This is a genomic window from Maricaulis sp., assembly GCF_048268525.1.
Taxonomy (GTDB): Bacteria; Pseudomonadota; Alphaproteobacteria; order Caulobacterales; family Maricaulaceae; genus Maricaulis.
Genome location: NZ_JBLWVH010000002.1, coordinates 1 through 21,209 on the forward strand (window position 1 = coordinate 1; position 21,209 = coordinate 21,209).

The following is a 21,209-nucleotide window of genomic DNA, read 5'->3' on the forward strand; positions in this document are numbered from 1 at the left end:
AGCGCTTGTTGAACAGCTCCAGCCGGATCGGGTCGAGCGCGGTATCGCCGCCGGTCTCGACCGCCGCTGCGGCGCGTTGTAGCGACAAGGTCCCGTCCGGAAGACGGGTTGCGGTCCATCCGGCATCGACGACGATGGTCGCGTTGGGGTCCATGACCAGCGCCGGTCCGGACGCTGCGCTGCCCGCGCCCATCGCATCCAGCATGCGGACCGGCACGTCCTGCCAGTCGCCGCCATCATAGAGGCGGGCCGTGGCAGCCGCCGACCGGGTGTCGCCGGAACCCTGCGGCATGTCGATGGTCCAGTCGCCGGAGCCAGGCGGGGCGCATTCGGCCTCGGCCGTCACTGACTCAATCACCAGCCCGCCCTCCGGCACAAAGCCGAACAGGCGTTCATGAGCGGCGATGAAGTCGGCTGTCATCAAGGCCGCCGGTGCCTCGGCGACCGGGATGGAGGTGTCCGATCCGGCCACTTTCAGGCGCCACTCCCGCGACACGCGGACGCCGTCACCGGGCAGGCCCTGCGCCGCAAGCGCTTCGCGCGCCTCGTCTGACAGGCGTTCGGCGATGGCGTTGGCAGTATCGAACGCCTCGGCGAAATCGGCCTCGACGGCGGCCATGCGGGTCTCACGGATATCGGCCAGGCCGATGCCGAGCGCCGAGAGCAGGCCGCCATAGGGATGGATCAGTACCGTCTTCATGCCCAGCGCATCGGCGACCCGGCAGGCGTGCTGGGCACCGGCGCCGCCAAAGGCGGCGAGCGCATAGCCGGACGGATTGACGCCCTGGCCGATGGAAATCTGCTTGATCGCCTGGGCCATGCTTTCCACAGCAACAGCAAGGAAGCCCTCAGCAGCGGCTTCAGGTGTGTCCAGTCCCATCGCGTCTGCCAGCTCGCCGAGGGCGGCACGTGAGGCTTCGACATCGAGCGGCTGGTCGGAGGTGGGGCCGAAGACATGCGGGAACCAGCCCGGCTGGACCCGGCCGAGCACGATATTGGCATCGGTCACGGCGGCCGGTCCACCGCGGCCATAGCCGGCGGGACCCGGCATGGCGCCGGCACTGTCCGGCCCGACCCGGGCCCGTTCGCCGTCAAAGGTGAGGATGGAGCCGCCGCCCGCTGCCACCGTGTGGACCGCCATCATCGGTGCGCGCAGGCGATGACCGGCGACCAGCGTCTCCTGGACCCGGTCGTAGGTGTCGCCATCATAGCGTGAGACATCGGTCGAGGTGCCGCCCATGTCGAAACCGATGACCCGTGCATGGCCGGCCTGCTTCGCCGTCTTGGCCATGCCGACCACGCCGCCGGCGGGACCTGACAGGACCGCGTCACGGGCATGGAAGGCGCCAGCCGGAGCCAGGCCGCCGGAGGATTGCATGAAGAAGAGCGGCGTCCCGTCCAGTCCGCGGTCAACCCGGTCGACATAATCGCGCAGCACCGGCGTCAGATAGGCGTCGAGCACGGTGGTCGAGGCGCGCGGCACGATCTTGACCAGCGGCGAGGCGATGGAGGAGCGGATCACGGTGGCAAAGCCGGCCTCGCGGGCGAGGGCTTCCAGGCGCGCTTCGTGGACGGCATTGCCATAGGCATGCATCAGCGCGATGGCGACCGTGGTCAGCCCGTCGGCCCTGGCCGCGGCGAGCGCGCGGCGTGCGGCCACTTCGTCCAGCGCTTCAAGGACCGCACCGTCCGCGTCCAGGCGTTCATCGATCTCTACCACCCGGTCGTAGAGCGGGCGCGGGCGTTTGAGATCGAGGGCGAAAATGTCGGGCCGGGTCTGGTCGCCGATGACCAGCAGGTCGGCAAAGCCACGGGTGACCAGGAAGAGTGTCGGTGCGCCCTTGCGTTCCAGCAGGGCATTGGTGGCAACCGTTGTGCCCATCTTGACCGCACTCACCGGCGCGCCGGCCGACAGGCGACGCACGCCCTCGGTCGCCGCATCGGGATAGTCCGGGCTTTCGGAGAGAAGTTTGAGCGGATGCAGGCGACCGTCTGGCGCGCGGCCGATCACATCGGTGAAGGTGCCGCCCCGGTCGATCCAGAATTCCCACGCCTGAGGTGTGCGCTCGCTCATGTGTGTACCCCGAATTTCGTCGCTGCGGAGGTTAAGCATGGCATGGCGGGGTGCAACCGGATTAAGCTGACAGCGAACTGTTCAAGACCGGCCCGACCCACTCGCGCTTTGGCTGCGCGCTTCCTACATGGGCGACCGGAGGGTGACGCGTATGGGATTCTGGCGAAATCTGGCCGACCGTATCAGCGGTCGCGATTGCTTCCTGGAATGTGATGGCTGTGACGAGCGCGCGGCCACGCACCAGGTCAATGATGCCGATTTCGCCATGGCCCTGATCGGGCTGGGCGCCAAGATGGCCAAGGCCGACGGCGTTGTCTCACGCAGCGAGATCCGAGCCTTCTACGAAGTGTTCAGACCGCCACCGGAAGGCCGCGACGCGCTTGACCGGGCTTTCGAGCTGGCGATGCAGACCACGCTCGGTTTTGACGGCTATGCCCGTCGCCTTGCCCGCCGTTTCCGGTGCTATCCGGCGATTCTCGAGGATGTACTGGACGGCCTTTTCCACGTTGCCAAGGCCGACGGGACGATCACGCCGGACGAGATGGATTACCTGCAACGCGTCGCCGACATTTTCGGTTTCTCTGAAACCGAGTTTCGCCGCATCCTGGCGGGACATGTCGAGCCGGATGACAAGGATCCCTATGTGATCCTGGGTATCGAGGCGGGAATCTCCGATCTCGACCTGCGCAAGGCTTATCGCCGGATTGCCTCGCAGAATCACCCGGACCGGCTGATTGCACGCGGGGCGCCGCTTGAGATCCAGCGATTGGCGGACGAGAAAATGGCTGCGATCAACGCGGCTTACGGTGAAATCCTGTCGCAACGAGGATTGGTCGCACCCCTCGCCAATTGACCTTTGGAGCATTGATGCCAACATAAGGTTCAGCGGGGGCGAAGACGGAAAGAGGTTCATGACGGACGCTCGACATACATTCGCATCAGGTTTCTCCGGACGCGCCAGCCGGGTGGTGCGCGACATTCTCGCGGCCCTCATTGCGCTTGCCGTGGTCGGACTTGTGATCTTCCTTGCCGCCATGCTGACGGCGGCCTTCCTTGTGGTGGCCGGTATCGCCGTACTCGCTGCAGCCGGGTTCTGGGTCTGGCGCAAATTGCGCGGCGGACGGATGTCCGCGGGCGGGACGGAGACGAAGGACCGGACATCCGGGCCGGAAATCCTGGTCGCGACACGTGGCCCCGAAGGCTGGACGGTTGACGGTGTGGGGCCATCCTCCTCGCGTTGATCCAATTGCACGCATGCACAAGATTGTGATTGGGCGTCCCGGCGGCTGCGTCTAGGCTCGCCCGATGCTCAACCCATTGCCTGACCTGTTCCCATGATCCGTGCCTTTCTGTTTCTCATTGGCATCACCCTGCCGATGATGCTTGTCGGCTGTGTGTCGATGGTCCTGCCGCGCGTGGCGGCGGAGAATTCCGGTCCGCCTGCGACCCCCGCTATCGAGACGGACGGCCTGACCCGGTCCGGCTGGGAGGAGGGGCGTCCCGAATTGCTCGCCCGGTTTGAAGCCGAGGTCTATGGCGCCTGGCCCGGCGATGAGCCGGCACAGGTGACGGATCGACGCGTGGTCGATGCCTCGGCCTTCGGCGGACGTGGACGACTGGAAGAATGGCGTGTCGATCTCGGACCGATGGACACGCATCTCGTTGTGCTGATGCCCGCGGGCGCCACCGAGCCATTGCCGGTGGTCATCATGCAGACCTTCTGCGGGACGCGGACCGCTTTCGGCGGCGCTTTCGACCTGTCGCCGCCGCTCAATCCGTCGGCCCGTGAATGCGGCCAGTCCGCCGGGCTGGAAAGCGCGCTGATGACATCGATCTTCGGTCGCCATATCGCCGAGCCGCCGATGGAAGACATCCTCGATCGCGGCTATGCGCTGGCTTTCATGCATCCGGGCGATATCGTGCCGGACAATCCGGCCGGCGCGCGGCCGGCGCTGGACGCGTTGATGGAGGGCCGCGAGAGCGGTGCCATCATCGCCTGGGCCTGGGGTTATGCCCGCGCCATCGATGCCTTGGAGAGCGATCCGCGCTTTGATGCCGACCGGATGGCGGTGTGGGGGCATTCGCGCAATGCCAAGTCGGCGCTCATCGCCGCGGCCTTCGATCCGCGCATCGATCTGGTCCTGGCCCATCAGGCTGGAACGGGTGGCACGACGCTGACCCGCAGCTTTGCCGGTGAGAGCGTTGCCCAGATCACCGGGACCTATCCCTATTGGTTCAACGAGCGCTATGCGTCCTACGCTGACCGTGAAGCGGACATTCCGCTCGACCAGCATCAGCTGATTGCCCTGATGGCGCCGCGCCCCTTGCTGATAGGGGGCGGTTGGCGGGATGCCTGGTCCGATCCGCAGGGCAGTTATCGCGCCGCCTTGGGCGCCAATCCGGTCTACGCGCTCTACGGGTCCGAGGGTTTGCGTCAGCCCGATCTGGGCGCCTTTGATCCGGAAGCCGATATCGCCGTCTTCATGCGGCGCGGCCTGCACGGCGTCCAGCCGTCCGACTGGGCCGCCTTCCTGGAATTCCTGGACGCGCATTTCCACCATTCGCAATAAGCGCTTGCGGGCGATGCGTGGCGAGTCCATGAGTGACCCATGCGTCTCAAGGATTTCCTTCTTCTCGTCGCGGTCTGCGTCGTCTGGGGCTTCAATTTCGTGGTCGCGAAATTTGCCGTGACCGGCGCACCCGGCTGGGTGCCCGGCTTTGACGGTGTGCCGCCGATCTTCTTTGCCTTCTTGCGTTTTGCCCTGCTCTACGCCTTCCTCGCCCCCTGGCTGCGGCCGCGCCCGACCGACATGAAGACCATGATCGGCGTCGCCCTGTGCATGGGCGCGCTGCAATACGCGCTGATGTTCCTGGGCATGCGCTGGGCGACACCGTCCGGCATGGCGATCGCGGTGCAGATGGGCGTCCCGTTCGCGACCATCCTGTCGGTTGTGTTCCTGAAGGAAAGGGTCGGCCTGCCGCGGATTGCCGGCATGACGCTGGCTTTTGGCGGAGTGATGCTGGTGATCATGAACCCCGCCGCGATGGACATGTCGATCGGCATGTTGCTGGGCGTGGGTGCGGCCTTCGTGGCGGCGCTGGGGATGATCCTGGTCAAGCGTCTGCCGATGGATTCAATTCGCATGCAGGCGTGGATCGGTCTGCTGTCCTGGCCGCCGCTCCTGTTGCTGTCGCTGACTTTCGAGCAGGGGCAGCTCGGCTCGGTGGTCTCGGGCGGGTGGGCGTTTGGCGTGGCGCTTCTGATCACGGTGGTGCTGGTCAACATCTTCGGCCACGGCGTATTCTACAATCTGCTGCAGCGATATGACGCGACCCTGATCGCGCCGATCACCCTGCTGGCGCCCTTGGTCGGGGTGGTGTCGGGCATCCTGCTGATGGGCGATCCGATGGGGTGGCGCCTGCTCGTCGGCGGTGGTCTGACTCTGGCGGGTGTCGGCATCATCGCCCTGCGCCAGAACCGAAAACTGCCAGCTGCCGCGCTGGCGCGGGAGAAGACTCTTTGACGCCTGACGTGATTGCGACGCCATCGCCCAATTTCAATGATCGCAAACGGCCGATCAGCCTGATCCTGCTGCACTACACGGGGATGGAAAGCGGCGCTGCGGCGATCGCCCGCCTGTGTGACCGCGAGGCCCAGGTCAGCGCCCATTATGTTGTCGAGGAGAATGGCCGGATCCTGCAGCTGGTGGGCGACGACAAGCGCGCCTGGCATGCCGGCATTGCCAGCTGGCAGGGCGAGAGCGATATCAATTCTGCCTCCATTGGCATTGAGATCGTCAATGGCGGCCATGATTTTGGACTGCCCGCCTATCCGGCGGTCCAGATCGAGAGTGTGACCGCCTTGGTGGGCGATCTGATGGCGCGGCATGGGGTCACCGCAGACCGGGTGATCGGGCATTCCGACGTCGCGCCGGGCCGCAAGCAGGACCCCGGCGAGCACTTCCCGTGGGCTATTATGGCCGAGGCCGGATGTGCCCTGCATCGCCCCGAGGCATCTGACCTTGATAGCGATGCCCGCGATGGTCTGGCGCGGATCGGCTATTCGTTGGAGGCGGGCGTTGAAGCCGTGGTCGAGGCGTTCCAGCGCCGCTGGCGACCGAGGCGCTGTGACGGTGTTCTCGACGACGAGACGCGTGGCCTGATAACCGCCGTCGCGGCGTTCGCCAGCCGCTGACCGGTGCGTGACGCTTGACGCTCCGCCCCGTCTGGACGATCTAGATCGCGATCAGGTGGCTGGGCGGTCGCGGCAACTGGGCCGGAAACGGTGTTGTCGAGGAAAGTCCGGGCTCCACGGAGGCAAGGTGCCGGATAGCGTCCGGCGGGGGTGACCCCAGGGAAAGCGCAGCAGAGAACAGACCGCCGGGCCTTCGGGTCAGGCAAGGGTGAAACGGTGCGGTAAGAGCGCACCGCCCCGACCGCAAGGAAGGGGGCTAGGCAAGCCCCACCTGGAGCAAGACCGAATAGGGACAGACCGCAGCCTCGGCTGCACGTGCGCCTCCGCATGCTGTCCGGGTAGGTCGCACCAGGTCGTGCGCAAGCACGATCGCAGATGAATGACCGTCGTCCCGGATCTGATCCGGGGGACAAGACCCGGCTTACAGGCCGCCTGATCACTTATTCCCCAATGGAACAGACGATACGGGTCCCGGCTTTGCGGAGCCGGTCGACCGGTTGCTTCGTGCCTCTTTTTCCGGATTGGCACAAATCCACACTTTTCGGGATCTCGTGGGATTCCATGGGCGTGGCTGGGGTCTGCCTGTGGATATTAACTTAATGTTCCGCGTCTGTTCTTCGGTTTTGCATATTTGAATACTTCGATTGGCCTGTTAATCCATGAAAAACGGCCTTCTCGTCATTGTTTCCCATTTGGTCCCATGTTATCCCATCATTAACCATGCGGGGTGAGTTGCAGGGTTGGGGAGCCAGCAAAGCGTGTTTCTGTCCACCACCATTAACGGCGTCGACGCCAAGGGACGGGTTTCCGTTCCGGCCGATTTCCGTGCCGTGGTGCGGGGCGGTCCGTTTGACGGCATCATTGTCTGGCCGTCCTTTGATGGTCCCTATCTGGAAGGCGGCGGGCAGGCCCTGCTCGAGCGCTACCAGGCGCTGATCGAGGAAATGGACCCCTATGATGATGCGCGCGTCGCGTTCGAGCGCGCCATCTTCGGGGCCGCCCGTCCACTCGCCTTTGACGCCAATGGCCGTGTCACCCTGCCCAAGGACTTCGCCGAGCATGCCGGCCTTGATGCCAAGGCGACCTTTGTCGGTCTTGGCTCTCGTTTCGAGATCTGGTCGCCGGAGCGGTTTGAAGAGCACAAGTCCAATGCCCAGACCTTCGCCCGTGACAACAAGCGCGCGCTGAAACTGCCGACGCGACCGGGAGGCGTGTGATGAGTGTCGCTCCACACATTCCGGTGATGCTGGATGAGGTCCTGCACGCGCTCGAGCCGCGCGGTGGGGCCTTGTATATTGACGGGACTTTTGGCGCCGGCGGTTATTCGCGCGGCATTCTCTCGGCCGCCGATTGCAAGCTGATCGGCATTGATCGCGACCCGGCCGTCCAGTCCACCGCGACCCAGCTGGTCCAGGCATCCGGAGGCCGTTTTGCCTTCGCTGAAGCGCCGTTCTCGGCGATGGGCGAGGTCCTGGCCTCTCGCGGCATCGACCAGGTTGACGGCATTGTCCTGGATATCGGTGTGTCCTCGATGCAGATCGACCAGGCCGAGCGTGGTTTCTCCTTCATGCGCAAGGGTCCGCTGGACATGCGCATGGCGGCGACGGGGCCGACCGCCGCCGATGCGGTCAACCGTCTGAAGGAGGCCGAGCTCGCTGACATATTTTATGTGTACGGCGAGGAGCGCCGCTCGCGGCGGATCGCGAAATTTATCTGCACCGCCCGCGCCGAGGCAAAAATCGAGACGACGGATCGGCTCGCTGAAATCGTCACGCGCGCAACTGGCGGAAAACATTCGAAAATTCATCCGGCGACGAAAGTCTTCCAGGCACTGCGCATTTTCGTCAATGACGAGCTGGGCGAACTGGCCCGGGCGCTGGAAGCGTCGGAGCGTCTGTTGGCGCCGCTGGGGCGGCTTGTCGTGGTTACCTTCCATTCACTGGAAGACCGCATGGTCAAGACCTTCCTGCGAAGCCGTGCCGGTCTCGCAGGGGGTGGCGGCTCGCGCTACGAGCCTGCGGTCGAAGCCGGTCCTGCGCCGAGCTTTTCATTGCTGACCCGCCGCGCCGTATCGGCCAGCGATGAGGAGGCCGCAGAAAATCCCCGTGCCCGCTCAGCCAAGCTGCGCGCCGCCATCAGAAACGAAGCGCCGGCCTGGTCCGACAGCCCGTCGCTTCACACGAGTATTGTTCCGCTTGCCCGTCTGGAGGCCGCGCTATGATCCGCACGCTCAATGCGATTGCGTTCGTCGTTGCCGCAGCTCTGGCGGTCGCGCTCTATATCGCCAAGGCCGAGGCGAAGAGTTCGCAGGAACGCCTTGAAGACATCCAGGCCCAGCTCGTCGAGGAGCGCCGTCAGATCAATGTTCTCAATGTCGAGATCGCCCATCTGGAAGACCCGGAGCGCCTGCGCGCCCTGGCCCGGCGCTATCTCGGATTCGAGCCGCTGGACCCGTCGCGGGAGGTGGCCTTGAGCGATCTGCCACTGCTCTCTGATCCGCGCCCGGCAGACAATGATGTGCGCCGTGACGGGCAGTTTGTCGCCCAGCCTGACGATGCCCTGGCGATGGCCGAGCCGACACAGGTGGGAGGCCCGGACTGATGCGTCTGTGGCCGTTCCGCAAACAGATATCATCGGAAACGCGCACTCTGGCGCCGCCGCCGCTGGCCGAGGCCGCGCCGGCCGACATGTCGCGACTGCTGCGTATCGAGAGTGATGAAACCCGCGCGATGGATGCCTCGCGCGGGCGATTGCGTGTGATGGGGCTTTCCCTGGCGCTCGGATTCGCGGTCCTCGCCGGTCGCGCGGTCGAGGTCGCTGTCACCGGTCCCGCCGACGCGGCTCCGGCTCGGCAGGTCGCCGAGGCGCATAATCGCGGCGATCTGTTCGACCGCACCGGGCAGGTGCTGGCCACGACCCTGGAAACCCACTCGCTCTACGCCGATCCGGCGCTCGTCTGGGACGCAGCGGAAACGGCCGAAATGCTGGCTACCGTGTTGCCCGACGTCGATGTGGATGGCCTGACCGAAGATCTCGAATCCCGCCGCCGTTTTGTCTGGGTCCGTCGTAATCTGACACCGCGCCAGCGCCAGGCGGTGTTTGCGCTCGGCCTGCCGGGACTGGAATTTCGTACCGAGCCGCGCCGCGTCTATCCGCGTGGCCGTCTGGCTTCGCACGTGGTCGGTTATACCAATCGCGACATGGATGGTCTGGCCGGCGCCGAGCGGGCCTTTGATGGCGCGCTGATGGCCGGCGATGGCCGTCCCGTTGCCCTGTCGATCGACATGGCGGTGCAGTTCCATGTCGATGAGGTCCTGCGCGCGGCCATGACCGAATACCGCGCCCTGGCGGCGACCGGGATCGTGATGAATGTCCGGACCGGCGAAATCCTCGGCATGGTGTCGCTGCCTGATTTCGATCCCAACCGCCCTTCCGATGCCAGTTCATCCGAGCGCCTCAACCGGGCCGCTCAATCGGTCTACGAAATGGGCTCGACCTTCAAGGCCTTCACCGTGGCTGTGGCGCTTGAAGAGCAAACCGCGACGCTCGAAAGTCGCTATGATGCGCGCGCGCCGCTTGCCGTCGGCGGCTACCAGATTTCCGACTATCACGGTGAGGAACGCTGGCTGAGCGTGCCGGAGATCTTTACCCATTCATCCAATATCGGTTCCGGTCACATGGCGCTCGAGGTCGGTGCCGAGGCCCAGCGCGGGTTCATGGGCGATTTGCGCCTGCTCGAGCGCGCGCCGATCGAACTGGCCGAAAGCGCCGACCCGTTGCTGCCGCGCAATTGGGGGCCGACCGAGACGGTCACCATCTCCTATGGCCATGGCATCGCCGTCAGCCCGATCGCGACCATTGCGGCCTTCGCCGCCATCGCCAATGACGGAGTGTATGTGCCGCCGACCCTGCTGCCCGTGGCTGCCGACGAGACCATTCTGGGCGAACGCGTGATGCGCTCGGATGTGGCCCGTGACGTGTTGGCCCTGATGCGTGAAAATGTGGTGGGCGGCACCGGCGGCAATGCCGAGGCCGTCGGCTATCTGGTCGCCGGCAAGACCGGTACCGCGGACAAGCCGTCGCGCGGTGGATACGACACGTCGGCGCTGATCTCCTCATTTTCGGCGGTATTCCCGGCCAATGATCCGCAATATGCGATCCTTGTGTTGCTGGATGAACCGCAAATGCCCGAGCCGACCTATCTTCGCCCGACCGGTGGCCGGGTCGCGGCACCGGCGGTGGGTGAGATCGTGGCGCGGATCGCCCCCATCCTGGGTGTCGAACGGTCCAATGAGGATCCGGTCGGCCGAGCAGCCATGGTTCGTGCCGCCCTGATGCCGGAGTTGATCCCGTGACATTGAACGACCTGTTGCACGATGAAGGGCTGGTCCTAGATGGTGGCGACCTCGCCGTGCGTGGCCTGACGCTCGACAGCCGCAAGGCTGAACCGGGCTTCGTGTTCGCCGCTCTGCCGGGCGTGACGGTGCATGGCCGGGACTTCATCCCCAAGGCGCTGGCCGCCGGGGCGACTGCCATTTTGACCGATGAGCCCGTCGACGCGCCGGTCCCGGTGATCGCGGTCGCCGAGCCGGCAGCGCTTCTTGCGCGGATGGCAGCGCGCTTTTACCCGCGCCAACCCGAACACATCGTCGCGATCACCGGCACCAATGGCAAAAGCTCGACCGTGGAATTCCTGCGCCAGATCTGGGCTGGTGCCGGTATCGAGGCGGCCTGCCTGGGAACACTCGGCGTAACGCGCGGCAATTCGGTCGAGGTGACCGGCTATACGACCCCGGATGCCGTTGCATTGCAGGCCGCACTGGACCGGCTGGCGGGCGAGGGTGTCACCCATCTGGGCATGGAGGCGTCCAGCCATGGTCTCAAGCAACACCGCATGGACGGCGTTCGGGTCCAGGTCGGTGCTTTCACCAATCTGACCCAGGACCATCTCGACTATCATCCAGATTTTGCCGATTACTTCGCATCCAAACTGAAACTGTTCACCGAGCGCCTGCCGGTCGATGGTCGGGCCGTGATCAATGTCGATAGCGAGTGGGGTGGCAAGATGGCCGCCGCCGCGCGTGAGCGAGGCCTCGAAGTTCTCACCATGGGTTGGCGCGGCAGCGATCTGGCGATCCGGGAAATCACGCCCCGGGCGGCCAGCCAGAGCGTTGTCTTTGCCTGGAAGGGGCGCGAGCATGCGCTGGACATCCCGCTGGTCGGTGAATTCCAGATCCTCAACGCCCTCGGCGCCGCGGCCATTGCCCTGTCGGACGGCGTGGCGGAGGCCAGCGTCCTTGATAGCCTCAAGGGTTTGGCAGGTGTGCCGGGGCGTCTCGAGAAAATCGGGGAAACCGCGGTCGGAGCGCCAGTGCTCGTGGACTATGCCCACACCCCGGACGGGCTCGACAAACTGCTGCGCGCCGCACGCCCGCACACGCGCGGACGGGTGATCGTCATCTTCGGCTGCGGCGGGGATCGCGACGCCTCCAAGCGCGCCAAGATGGGCGTCATTGCCGGCAACCAGGCCGACCACATTATCGTAACCGACGACAATCCGCGTTCCGAAGATCCGGCCGCCATCCGCAAGGCCGTCCTGAAAGGCTGCCCCAAGGCCGAGGAGATCGCCGACCGGGCCGAAGCCATCCGGCACGGGGTCGCGATGCTGAAGGCCGGAGACTGTCTGCTGATCGCCGGCAAGGGGCATGAAACCGGCCAGACCGTCGGCGACATCGTGCATCCATTCGACGACCGCGAGCAGGGCCGGGCGGCCCTGGCCGCCAGGGAGGCCGCCAATGTCTGAGGCAAGCGCGAATCCGCTGTGGACGTCCGGGCAGGCCATGGCAGCGACCGGCGGGATGCTGATTGGTGAACCCGGCTGGAAGGTCAACGGCATCTCGATCGACACTCGCACCCTGCAATCCGGCGACCTTTTCGTCGCCCTTCAAGACGTTCGCGACGGGCATGATTTCGTGGCGGCTGCGATGGAGAAGGGGGCCTCTGCCTGCCTTGTCGAGCGCGGCGATACCGGGGTCGAACCGGCGCTTATGGTCAAGGACGCGCTGGAAGGCTTGCGGGCCCTCGGAGCCGCCGCCCGTGATCGGTCCGGCGCGATCCGCGTCGCCGTGACCGGCAGCGTCGGCAAGACCAGCGTCAAGGAAGCCCTGGCGGCTGTCTTCCGGGCCGCCGGCCCGGCGCATTGGAGCGTCAAATCCTACAATAATCACTGGGGCGTGCCGCTGACTCTGGCACGCATGCCGCGTGACACCGAGCGAGCCGTTTTCGAGCTGGGGATGAACCATGCCGGCGAAATCCGCGACCTGTCCTCGCTGGTCCGACCGCATGTTGCGCTGATCACCCGCATCGCCCCCGCGCATCTGGAATATCTCGGTTCGGTTGAGGCCATCGCTGACGCCAAGTCGGAGATTTTCGACGGGCTCGAGCAGGACGGGGTCGCGATCTACCCGTCCGATGATCCGCTGGCCGAGCGCATCGCCCGCCATGCGCGGCATTCGTGCGCGGCCTTCCTGCTGGATTTCGGCACGTCCGCTTCGGCGGCGATCCGCATCGAGGAGTTCGAAACCGGCCTCGACGGATCGCGCGGTGTCGCCAACGTGCTGGGCGTTCGCGCGCCCTTCCGCCTGGCCGCGACCGGTGCCCACTGGGCCTGGAACGCCGGCGCGATCTTCGCTGCAGCCGCCGGAGCCGGACTGGATGCTCGCGATGTGGCCGAAGCGCTGTCTGATGTCGGTGCCGAGCCGGGCCGCGGCCGTGCCACGCGGATCGTCCTGCCGGACGGTGGCGCCTTCACATTGCTCGACGATGCCTACAACGCCAACCCGGTCTCGATGGCAGCCGCTATCGCGGCGCTGGGCGCGGCCGAGCCCGGGCAGGGCGGGCGACGGATCGCGGTCCTGGGTGACATGCTTGAACTCGGTCCGGACGAAAACCGCCTGCACGCGGCTCTGGCCGCTGATCTCGCTGCGGCGGGGGTTGATGCAGTTCTGGCTTGCGGTCGTCGCATGAAGCATCTGCATGACGCCTTGCCCAAGCATGTTCGCGCAGGCTATGCGCAGGATGCGGCGGGGGGGCTGGAACAGGTCAAATCCATGGTGTGTGCGGGGGATGTGGTGCTCATCAAGGGCTCCAATGGTTCCGGCCTTCACAGGATTGCCTCGTTTCTCATCGACGGTACCGCTCTTGGATTGACGGAGGCCTGATCCACCCATGCTCTATTTGTTGTTTGCGCCGCTGGCCGAAGATCTGCAGCTGGCCAACCTGTTCCGCTACATCACCTTCCGGACGGGCGGCGCCCTCATGACGGCGATGCTGATCGCTTTCATCTTCGGCAAGCCGATGATTGGCTGGTTGCGCCGCAAACAGGGCAAGGGCCAACCGATCCGCGCCGAAGGTATCGAGCGCCATGTGGTCGAGAAGGCCGGGACGCCCACCATGGGCGGCTTCCTGATCCTGCTGGGTGTGATGGTCGGGACGCTGCTTTGGGCAGATCTTTCCAACCCCTATGTCTGGATCGTCATCTTCGTCACTGCCGGTTTCGGTGTGATCGGTTTCATTGATGACTATCTGAAGGTGACCAAGCAGACGACGGCCGGTTTCGGCGGGCGTTTCAAGCTGGTCGGCGAGTTTGCCATCGCGCTTGTTGCGGTGATCTGGGCGACGCACACAGCGCGCGCGCTGGGCGTCGATGCGGGCGTGGAGACGTCCATCGCCGTGCCGTTCTTCAAGGACCTGATGATCAATATCGGGCCTCTCTTCTTCGTCTTTGGCTGTATCGTCATTGTCGGTTCGGGCAATGCGGTGAACATGACGGACGGGCTGGACGGGCTGGCCATCGTGCCGGTGATGATCGCCGCAGCGACCTTCGGCGTGATTGCCTATGTCGTCGGCCGGGTTGATTTCGCTGAATACCTGCAGGTGCACTACACCGCCGGAGCGGGTGAGATACTGATCTTCTGCGGCGCCCTGATCGGCGCCGGAATCGGCTTTTTGTGGTGGAACGCACCGCCGGCCATGGTCTTCATGGGCGATACCGGGTCGCTGTCACTGGGTGGCGCGCTCGGTACGATCGCCGTCGCCATCAAGCACGAGCTGGTGCTGGCCATTGTCGGCGGTCTGTTCGTTCTGGAACTGGTTTCGGTCATGGTCCAGGTCGCCAGTTTCAAACTCACCGGCAAGCGCGTCTTCCGGATGGCCCCGATCCACCATCATTTCGAGAAGAAGGGATGGGCCGAGCCGACCATCGTCATACGCTTCTGGATTATTGCGGTCATTCTCGCATTAATTGGACTCGCCACGCTGAAGTTGCGCTAGGATAGGTCTCAATGATCCCGATCCACGCATATGAAGGCCGCCGTGTGGCTGTGTTCGGATTGGGGCGCACAGGCATAGCCACGGCAAAGGCCCTCGAGGCAGGCGGCGCAGCAGTTTCATGCTGGGACGACGCCGAGCCGTCCCGTGCGCGTGCCGCCGCCGAAGGGCTGACACTGGATGATCTCAACCGGCGCGACTGGGGCGACATCGCTGCACTGGTCCTGTCTCCCGGCATCCCGCTGACCCATCCCAAGCCCCACCATATGGTGGAGCTGGCCCACGCCGTGGGCGCGCCGATCATCAGCGACATCGAATTGTTCGCTCTGGCGCTGGCTGATCTGCCCGAAAAGCGACGTCCCAAGGTGATCGGCATCACCGGCACCAATGGCAAGTCGACCACGACCGCGTTGATCGGTCACATCCTGCGCGCGACCGGCCGGAATGTGGTTGTCGGAGGTAATATCGGCGATGCCATCCTGGCCCAGTCGCCACCGCGTCCGGGCAGTTATTACGTTCTCGAACTGTCCTCCTACCAGCTCGACCTGACCCATACGCTGGCCTGTGATGTTGCGGTATTGTTGAACGTTACGCCGGACCATATCGACCGGCATGGTGATTTCGACGGGTATTTCCGCGCCAAGAAGCGCCTGTTCGACATGCAGAAAGCCGGTGGTCTGGCGGTCATCGGGATCGACGACAACCCGACCTCGGCCTATTTCTCGACCCTGCGCCGTCAGCGACGCGAGGAAGAGGTCATTCCGATCTCCGCCGGCCGGGTGTTTGCGCGGGGTGTCTATGCGCTGGGCGACCGGGTTTATGACGCCCTGGACTGCGCCTCTCATCCGGTTGTCGATCTGGCTGGTGTCCTGACCCTGCCGGGACGCCACAACGCCCAGAACGCCGCTGCCGCGCTGGCCGTGGTGCGGGTATTGGGTGTGTCGGGGCGTGCAGCCGCGCAGGCGATGGTGACATTCCCGGGCTTGCCGCACCGCCAGGAACGCGTCGCAACCATTGAAGGCGTGACCTACATCAACGACTCCAAGGCGACCAATGCCGAGGCGGCGGTGCAGGCGCTCGGCTGTTATGACCGAATTCGCTGGATTGTCGGCGGGCGGGCCAAGGACGGTGGGTTGGCCGCTGCAAAGTCGCAATTCCACCGGGTCGCCAAGGCCTATCTCATCGGTGAAGCGGCGGAACATTTCGCGCGTGAACTGGAGGGCGAATTGTCGTGTGAACAGTGTGGCGACCTGGCAGGCGCGATCGCCGCTGCCACCCGCGATGCCCGCAAATCGGGAGACGCCGGACAGGTCGTCCTGCTGTCCCCGGCGGCGGCTTCGTTTGACCAGTTCACCAGCTATGAAGCCCGCGGCGATGCCTTTCGGACCCTGGTTACCGATCAGCTGAAGGTCAGCCGCACACCGGAGGGTGTTGCGTGATCCAGGGTTTTTCGCGGGCGCTCGGCATGTGGTGGCGTGGCATCGACCGCACCCTCCTGTTCATCATCATCGCCTTGGTCACGACCGGGCTTGTCCTGTCGATGGCGGCCAGTCCGGCCGCTGCCGAGCGTCTGGGCCTCGATGATCCCTTTTATTTCCTGTACCGGCAGAGCGTCTTTGCCGGGCTGAGCCTGATCTCCCTGTTGGGAATTTCGGCCCTCTCTCCCAAGGGCGCCCGGCGGCTGGCGGTGATCGCGCTGATGGGGGCCTTCATCCTGATGGCGGCGACCCTGTTCATCGGCCATGAGGTCAAGGGCGCGACACGCTGGCTGCGATTTGGCCCGTTTTCGCTCCAGCCTTCCGAGTTTCTCAAGCCGGCGCTGCTGGTCACGGCGGCCTGGCTGTTCTCCGAGGAGAAACGTGGCGCCCCGGTACCCGGGCGGATCATCGCCTTCGGCCTGTTTGCCGTCGCCATCGCCTTGTTGATGCTGCAGCCTGATTTCGGTCAGTCTGTTCTTTTGACCTTGTGTTTCGGCGGCATCTTCTTTGCCTCCGGCCTGTCGTGGGTCTGGGTGGCCGTTCTGGGTGGGCTGGCAGCGACCGGCTCGACGCTGGCTTATGTCACCTTTCCGCATATTGCTTCCCGGGTGGATCGTTTCCTCAATCCGGAGAGTGGTGACACCTATCAGATCGACCGCGCCACCGAGGCCATCTCACGCGGCGGCATTGCCGGGGTCGGGCCGGGTGAGGGCGAGGTGAAGCATCTCCTGCCTGACGCCCACACCGATTTCATCTTTTCGGTCGCCGCCGAGGAGTTCGGCCTGATGGCCTCGCTGTCCCTAATCGGCCTGTTCGCCATACTGGTCACGCGGGCCTGGATGCAGGTGATGCGACTGCAGGACGGGTTTGCGCAGTTGGCCGTTGCTGGACTTGCGCTGCAATTCGGACTGCAAAGCCTAGTCAATATCGCCGTAAACTTGAACCTTATTCCACCCAAGGGCATGACTTTGCCTTTCGTCTCCTATGGAGGTTCGTCCATGCTTGCCCTCGCGTTCGGCGCCGGCCTCCTGCTGGCCTTCACCCGTCGCCGCCCCGGTGCCTACACGCCGCGTTACGCCGCATGACACCACGCCGCTGCCTGATCGCCGCCGGTGGAACCGGCGGGCACATGTTTCCCGCGCGCGCCGCGGCGGAAGCGCTGATCGCGCGCGGCTGGCAGGTGCGTCTGGTCACCGATGCCCGCGGCCTGCGTCACGCGACCGATTTCCCGGCCGTCGCGGTTGACGAAATCCATGCCGCCAGCCCGTCGACAAAGAACCCGATCAAACTGGCCAGGGCCGCGCTGGAGCTGACCCAGGGTTTCGCCCAGGCGCGCTCTATTGTCGGCAAGTGGAAGCCCGACGTGATTGCCGGTTTTGGTGGATACCCGGCCTTTCCGGCCCTGGCGGTTGCCCGTTCGATGGGGATACCGTTCGCCATTCACGAGCAGAATGCCGTCCTCGGTCGGGTCAATCGGGTGTTCGCGGCCAAGGCGGGTTTCGTCGCCTCCGGCTTTGAACGTCTCGACCGCCTGCCTGCCAAGGCGAAAAAGCGCCATATCCTGACCGGCAATCCGTTGCGCGAACCCATAATTGCTGCGCGCGCGGCCGGTTATCCGGCGATCAATGCGGACGGTCGGCTGAACATCCTTGTTCTTGGCGGGTCCCTGGGCGCGCGCATTCTGTCGGAGACCGTGCCGCAGGCGCTGGCGATGGTCCCGGAAAAGCTGCGATCCCGCCTTGATGTGGTCCAACAGACCCGCGAGGAATCCCTCTCCATGGCCCGCGAAACCTATCAATCAGCCGGCATCGCCGCGCGCTGCGAACCCTTCTTCGAAGACGTGGGTTCGCTCTATGCCGCCAGCCATCTGGTGATTGGCCGGGCTGGCGCCTCGACTGTATCCGAAGTCGCGGGCGTCGGACGTCCGGCGATCTTCTGCCCGCTGGCGATCGCCGCCGACGACCACCAGTCTGCCAATGTCGACGGCCTCGTCCAGGCGGTCGCCTGTGATGTCGTCCATGAGGGCGAGTTCACCGCGGAGAAGATCGCGGCCCTCATTGAAACCCGCTTGTCCAACCCTGACGACCTCGCCAGCCGTGCCCAGTCGGCGCGCGGGCTGGGCCGTCCCGATGCCGCCGACGGGCTGGCGCGGGCGGTCGATGGCTTGGTCACCGGAGCGCTCGTATGAAGTTTACCGCCCTGCCGTTTGAAGTCGGTCCCGTCCATTTCGTCGGCATTGGCGGCATCGGCATGTCCGGCATTGCCGAAGTCATGCTCAATCTTGGCTACAAGGTGCAAGGTTCCGACATCAAGGCGAACCCGAATGTCGAGCGCCTGTCAGGCCTGGGGGCCACGGTCGCCATCGGTCACAAGACTGAAAACGTTGACGGTGCCGGCGCCATTGTCGTCTCCTCGGCCATCAAGCCGGACAATCCCGAACTGGTCGCCGCTCGCGCCGCCAAGATCCCGGTTGTACGTCGGGCGGAAATGCTGGCCGAGCTGATGCGCCTGAAATTCGCCGTTGCGGTGGGTGGCACGCACGGCAAGACCACGACGACTTCGCTGGTCGCGGTTCTGATGGACGCTGCCGGGGTCGATCCGACCGTGATCAATGGCGGCATCATTTCCGCCTATGGCTCGAACGCCAAGGTCGGCCTGGGTGACTGGATGGCGGTCGAGGCGGATGAGAGCGATGGATCCTTCCTCAAGCTGCGTTCGACCGTCGCCATCGTCACCAATATCGATCCCGAGCACATGGAGCATTACGGCGATTTCGACACGCTGCGTCAGGCCTTCTTCCAGTTTGTCGAGAACCTGCCGTTTTATGGTTTTGCCGTGCTGTGCACTGACCATCCCGAGGTGCAGTCGCTGGCCAGCCGGGTCGAGGACCGCCGTGTCATCACCTATGGCCAGAATCCGCAGGCCGATGCGCGGCTGGAAAACCTGCGCATGGATCCTTCCGGCGCCCGCTTCGACGTCCGCTTCCGCCTGCGCGGCCAGGAGGAGACATTGTGGCGTGACATCTATCTGCCGATGATGGGCGAGCACAACGTGCTCAACGCCGTCGCTGCCCTGGCAACCGCGCGTGAGCTGGGCCTGACAGAGGAAGGCGCCAAGACGGCGCTCGGCCAGTTCGGCGGCGTGAAGCGCCGTTTCACCCGCACCGGCGAGTGGAAGGGCGCAGCCATCATCGATGATTACGGCCATCACCCGGTCGAGATCGCCGCCGTGCTGAAAGCCGCCCGCCAGGCCGCGACCGGCAAGGTGATCGCGGTGATGCAGCCGCACCGCTACAGCCGCCTGCACGACCTGTTCGAAGATTTCTCAACCTGTTTCAACGATGCCGACAGCGTGCTGGTCACCCCGGTCTACACCGCCGGTGAAGACCCGATCGATGGCGCCGACCAGGCTCATCTTGTCGAGAGCCTGCGCTCGCACGGTCACCGCGATGCCGGCGCCACAAACCGGGATGCTGTGGCTTCCGACGTCGCAAAACGGGCCGGTGAGGGCGATGTCGTCGTCTGCCTCGGCGCCGGCGATATCACGCAATGGGCCTATGCCCTGCCGGGTGAGCTGGAGGCGTTGGGGTGAGCCTCCTCGCCCAACTCCCGCCCGTCCGCGGCAAGTATATCGAGGCCGCGCCGCTCAAGGACCTGACCTGGCTTCGGGTCGGTGGTCCGGCGGATGTGCTTTACCTCCCGGCCGACGAGTCCGATCTGTGCCGCTTTCTCGCCGAGACGCCGGACGAGATACCGGTAACCGTGCTGGGCGCCGGGTCGAATACGCTGGTGCGGGATGGCGGGGTGCCGGGTGTGGTGATCCGCCTGGCGGGAGCGTTCGCGAAGACCGAGGCGCTGGACGGGTATCGGCTGCGCGCCGGGGCCGGCGCGCTCGACAAGATGGTCGCCAAGGCGGCGGTCAAGGCCGGAATTGGCGGGCTGGAATATCTGGTTGGTGTGCCCGGCACGATTGGCGGCGCGCTGCGCATGAATGCCGGTTGTTATGACCAGGAGACCTCCGACGTGCTGGTAGAGGCGATCGCGCTCGACCGCATGGGGCGCCGCATCATCGCGACGCCGGAGGAGCTGGCCTACAGCTATCGCCATTGCTCGGCGCCGGAGGACTGGATCTTCACCGAGGCCGTATTCCAGGGTCATGCCGACGCGACCGACGCGATCACCGAGCGCATGAACGCCATCACGGCGCGGCGCGAGGGCACGCAGCCGATCCGCGAGAAGACGTCCGGCTCGACCTTCGCCAATCCCGATCCGCCCGGCACGCCGAACCAGCGCAAGTCCTGGGAGTTGATCGACAGTGTCGGCGGTCGCGGCTACCGCGTTGGCGGGGCGCATTTTTCCGAGCAACATTGTAACTTCCTGATCAATGACGGAACGGCGAGCGCCGCAGACCTGGAACAGGTCGGCGAGGACGTGCGCGCCCGGGTCCGTGAACAACATGCCATCGATCTGCGCTGGGAAGTCCGGCGCATTGGCCGGGAAACCGGCGACCAAAACAAGAGGGGCGAGCGGGATGACTGATCCAGTAGCCGCGGCGATCGAGCCGATCCGCGAGAAATTCGTACAGGCCTACACCCAGTGGCTGCCGGAGATGCAAAAGCATTTCCCCCAGGGTGTCAGCGAGCACCCATTCGCGATCCAGCACGACAAGTCGCTGATCCGGAATCTGTACCGCATTGATTTCGCGACCCAGATTCAACCCAAACCGGAATTCCGCGAATTCCGCCTGCAGGACATGCTGGCTTTCAAGTCCTGGGACGGGCCGGTCGAGGGCGTCCATCTGCACCTCCATCCCTTCCGCTGGGACGCGCTGGTGGTCCAGCTGCAGGACGCGAAATGGGATGAGGCGGCGGTGACGCGCTGGTTTGATCGCTGGTTCGGGATGATGAAGGACACGCCCATCGTGACGCCGGGCGTACAAACTGGTGGTTTCATCCATGCCGCCTCGCTGCAGGACGAGATGTTGCATGTCGATCTGGGCACTGCGCCGGTCGAAGCGCTGACCGAATTGCTGGCCATTGCACGCACAACCGGCGCCAGCGCGATCGCGCTCGTTGATCCTGTCGTCAAGCCAACCACACCCAAAGGCGATACACTGAACTAGCGGGTCCGGCCGG

Annotated in this window: 19 protein-coding genes and 1 other RNA gene; 19 read left to right on the forward strand and 1 reads right to left on the reverse strand. The window is 65.0% G+C overall.

Annotation, left to right across the window (positions count from 1 at the left end; genetic code table 11):
* Positions 1–2,074, reverse strand: a 2,074-nt coding sequence (locus ACN0X9_RS01390; RefSeq protein WP_417485852.1) for a hydantoinase/oxoprolinase family protein, incomplete at its 3' end; no start/stop codon positions are given.
* Between the two features lie 151 nt (positions 2,075–2,225).
* On the opposite strand from ACN0X9_RS01390, the gene ACN0X9_RS01395 reads away from it, so the two are divergent.
* The 19 genes from ACN0X9_RS01395 to ACN0X9_RS01485 all read left to right on the forward strand — a co-directional run bounded on the left by ACN0X9_RS01395 (position 2,226) and on the right by ACN0X9_RS01485 (position 21,196).
* Positions 2,226–2,927, forward strand: a complete 702-nt coding sequence (locus tag ACN0X9_RS01395; protein ID WP_417485853.1) for a TerB family tellurite resistance protein — start codon at positions 2,226–2,228, stop codon at positions 2,925–2,927.
* Between the two features lie 58 nt (positions 2,928–2,985).
* The gene (locus ACN0X9_RS01400) at positions 2,986–3,315 is read left to right on the forward strand and encodes a hypothetical protein (protein ID WP_417485854.1); all 330 of its coding nucleotides are present in this window, start codon (positions 2,986–2,988) and stop codon (positions 3,313–3,315) included.
* A 93-nt stretch (positions 3,316–3,408) separates the two neighbouring features.
* Entirely contained in the window at positions 3,409–4,644 is a 1,236-nt protein-coding gene (locus ACN0X9_RS01405; RefSeq protein WP_417485855.1) for an alpha/beta hydrolase, read from the forward strand.
* A 39-nt stretch (positions 4,645–4,683) separates the two neighbouring features.
* The gene (locus tag ACN0X9_RS01410) at positions 4,684–5,598 is read left to right on the forward strand and encodes a DMT family transporter (RefSeq protein WP_417485856.1); all 915 of its coding nucleotides are present in this window, start codon (positions 4,684–4,686) and stop codon (positions 5,596–5,598) included.
* A complete protein-coding gene (locus ACN0X9_RS01415; RefSeq protein WP_417485857.1) occupies positions 5,595–6,269 on the forward strand; it encodes an N-acetylmuramoyl-L-alanine amidase in 675 nt (224 codons plus the stop codon). Before ACN0X9_RS01410 ends, ACN0X9_RS01415 begins: the two co-directional genes overlap by 4 nt.
* A gap of 51 nt (positions 6,270–6,320) precedes the next feature.
* An RNA gene (gene rnpB, locus ACN0X9_RS01420) (RNase P RNA component class A) lies at positions 6,321–6,709 on the forward strand.
* A gap of 318 nt (positions 6,710–7,027) precedes the next feature.
* Positions 7,028–7,486, forward strand: a complete 459-nt coding sequence (locus ACN0X9_RS01425) for a division/cell wall cluster transcriptional repressor MraZ (protein ID WP_417485858.1) — start codon at positions 7,028–7,030, stop codon at positions 7,484–7,486.
* Positions 7,486–8,490: a 16S rRNA (cytosine(1402)-N(4))-methyltransferase RsmH gene (gene rsmH / locus ACN0X9_RS01430; protein ID WP_417485859.1), complete on the forward strand. Its 1,005-nt coding sequence runs from the start codon at positions 7,486–7,488 to the stop codon at positions 8,488–8,490. Before ACN0X9_RS01425 ends, rsmH begins: the two co-directional genes overlap by 1 nt.
* A complete protein-coding gene (gene ftsL / locus ACN0X9_RS01435) occupies positions 8,487–8,870 on the forward strand; it encodes a cell division protein FtsL (protein ID WP_417485860.1) in 384 nt (127 codons plus the stop codon). The genes rsmH and ftsL overlap by 4 nt, the downstream gene beginning before the upstream one ends.
* Positions 8,870–10,624 carry a peptidoglycan D,D-transpeptidase FtsI family protein gene (locus ACN0X9_RS01440; RefSeq protein WP_417485861.1) on the forward strand — a complete coding sequence of 585 codons (1,755 nt, stop codon included), beginning with the start codon at positions 8,870–8,872 and terminating at the stop codon, positions 10,622–10,624. The genes ftsL and ACN0X9_RS01440 overlap by 1 nt, the downstream gene beginning before the upstream one ends.
* Positions 10,621–12,072 carry a UDP-N-acetylmuramoyl-L-alanyl-D-glutamate--2,6-diaminopimelate ligase gene (locus tag ACN0X9_RS01445; protein WP_417485862.1) on the forward strand — a complete coding sequence of 484 codons (1,452 nt, stop codon included), beginning with the start codon at positions 10,621–10,623 and terminating at the stop codon, positions 12,070–12,072. Before ACN0X9_RS01440 ends, ACN0X9_RS01445 begins: the two co-directional genes overlap by 4 nt.
* Positions 12,065–13,489, forward strand: coding sequence for a UDP-N-acetylmuramoyl-tripeptide--D-alanyl-D-alanine ligase (locus tag ACN0X9_RS01450; protein ID WP_417485863.1), 1,425 nt, complete (start codon positions 12,065–12,067; stop codon positions 13,487–13,489). Before ACN0X9_RS01445 ends, ACN0X9_RS01450 begins: the two co-directional genes overlap by 8 nt.
* A gap of 7 nt (positions 13,490–13,496) precedes the next feature.
* The gene (mraY, locus tag ACN0X9_RS01455; RefSeq protein ID WP_417485864.1) at positions 13,497–14,600 is read left to right on the forward strand and encodes a phospho-N-acetylmuramoyl-pentapeptide-transferase; all 1,104 of its coding nucleotides are present in this window, start codon (positions 13,497–13,499) and stop codon (positions 14,598–14,600) included.
* Positions 14,601–14,611: 11 nt separating this feature from the next.
* The gene (murD, locus tag ACN0X9_RS01460; RefSeq protein ID WP_417485865.1) at positions 14,612–16,036 is read left to right on the forward strand and encodes a UDP-N-acetylmuramoyl-L-alanine--D-glutamate ligase; all 1,425 of its coding nucleotides are present in this window, start codon (positions 14,612–14,614) and stop codon (positions 16,034–16,036) included.
* Positions 16,037–16,062: 26 nt separating this feature from the next.
* Positions 16,063–17,160, forward strand: a complete 1,098-nt coding sequence (gene ftsW, locus ACN0X9_RS01465; protein ID WP_417486026.1) for a putative lipid II flippase FtsW — start codon at positions 16,063–16,065, stop codon at positions 17,158–17,160.
* Positions 17,157–18,263 (forward strand): undecaprenyldiphospho-muramoylpentapeptide beta-N-acetylglucosaminyltransferase, encoded by a 1,107-nt coding sequence (gene murG, locus ACN0X9_RS01470; protein WP_417485866.1) that lies wholly within the window; start codon positions 17,157–17,159, stop codon positions 18,261–18,263. The genes ftsW and murG overlap by 4 nt, the downstream gene beginning before the upstream one ends.
* Complete coding sequence (murC, locus tag ACN0X9_RS01475; RefSeq protein WP_417485867.1) at positions 18,260–19,666, forward strand: UDP-N-acetylmuramate--L-alanine ligase; 1,407 nt, start codon at positions 18,260–18,262, stop codon at positions 19,664–19,666. The genes murG and murC overlap by 4 nt, the downstream gene beginning before the upstream one ends.
* Positions 19,663–20,613, forward strand: coding sequence for a UDP-N-acetylmuramate dehydrogenase (murB, locus tag ACN0X9_RS01480; RefSeq protein WP_417485868.1), 951 nt, complete (start codon positions 19,663–19,665; stop codon positions 20,611–20,613). The genes murC and murB overlap by 4 nt, the downstream gene beginning before the upstream one ends.
* A complete protein-coding gene (locus tag ACN0X9_RS01485; protein ID WP_417485869.1) occupies positions 20,606–21,196 on the forward strand; it encodes a hypothetical protein in 591 nt (196 codons plus the stop codon). Before murB ends, ACN0X9_RS01485 begins: the two co-directional genes overlap by 8 nt.
* Positions 21,197–21,209: the final 13 nt, after the last annotated feature.

What these genes read in the sequence shown, in the direction of transcription:
- murC (WP_417485867.1), top strand. Translation starts at nt 18,260, where the DNA reads ATGAAGTTTACCGCCCTGCCGTTTGAAGTCGGTCCCGTCCATTTCGTC.
- ACN0X9_RS01440 (WP_417485861.1), top strand. Translation starts at nt 8,870, where the DNA reads ATGCGTCTGTGGCCGTTCCGCAAACAGATATCATCGGAAACGCGCACT.
- ACN0X9_RS01400 (WP_417485854.1), top strand. Translation starts at nt 2,986, where the DNA reads ATGACGGACGCTCGACATACATTCGCATCAGGTTTCTCCGGACGCGCC.
- murG (WP_417485866.1), top strand. Translation starts at nt 17,157, where the DNA reads ATGACACCACGCCGCTGCCTGATCGCCGCCGGTGGAACCGGCGGGCAC.
- murD (WP_417485865.1), top strand. Translation starts at nt 14,612, where the DNA reads ATGATCCCGATCCACGCATATGAAGGCCGCCGTGTGGCTGTGTTCGGA.
- ACN0X9_RS01395 (WP_417485853.1), top strand. Translation starts at nt 2,226, where the DNA reads ATGGGATTCTGGCGAAATCTGGCCGACCGTATCAGCGGTCGCGATTGC.
- mraY (WP_417485864.1), top strand. Translation starts at nt 13,497, where the DNA reads ATGCTCTATTTGTTGTTTGCGCCGCTGGCCGAAGATCTGCAGCTGGCC.
- ACN0X9_RS01410 (WP_417485856.1), top strand. Translation starts at nt 4,684, where the DNA reads ATGCGTCTCAAGGATTTCCTTCTTCTCGTCGCGGTCTGCGTCGTCTGG.
- ACN0X9_RS01450 (WP_417485863.1), top strand. Translation starts at nt 12,065, where the DNA reads ATGTCTGAGGCAAGCGCGAATCCGCTGTGGACGTCCGGGCAGGCCATG.
- ftsL (WP_417485860.1), top strand. Translation starts at nt 8,487, where the DNA reads ATGATCCGCACGCTCAATGCGATTGCGTTCGTCGTTGCCGCAGCTCTG.
- ftsW (WP_417486026.1), top strand. Translation starts at nt 16,063, where the DNA reads ATGTGGTGGCGTGGCATCGACCGCACCCTCCTGTTCATCATCATCGCC.
- ACN0X9_RS01405 (WP_417485855.1), top strand. Translation starts at nt 3,409, where the DNA reads ATGATCCGTGCCTTTCTGTTTCTCATTGGCATCACCCTGCCGATGATG.
- ACN0X9_RS01485 (WP_417485869.1), top strand. Translation starts at nt 20,606, where the DNA reads ATGACTGATCCAGTAGCCGCGGCGATCGAGCCGATCCGCGAGAAATTC.
- rsmH (WP_417485859.1), top strand. Translation starts at nt 7,486, where the DNA reads ATGAGTGTCGCTCCACACATTCCGGTGATGCTGGATGAGGTCCTGCAC.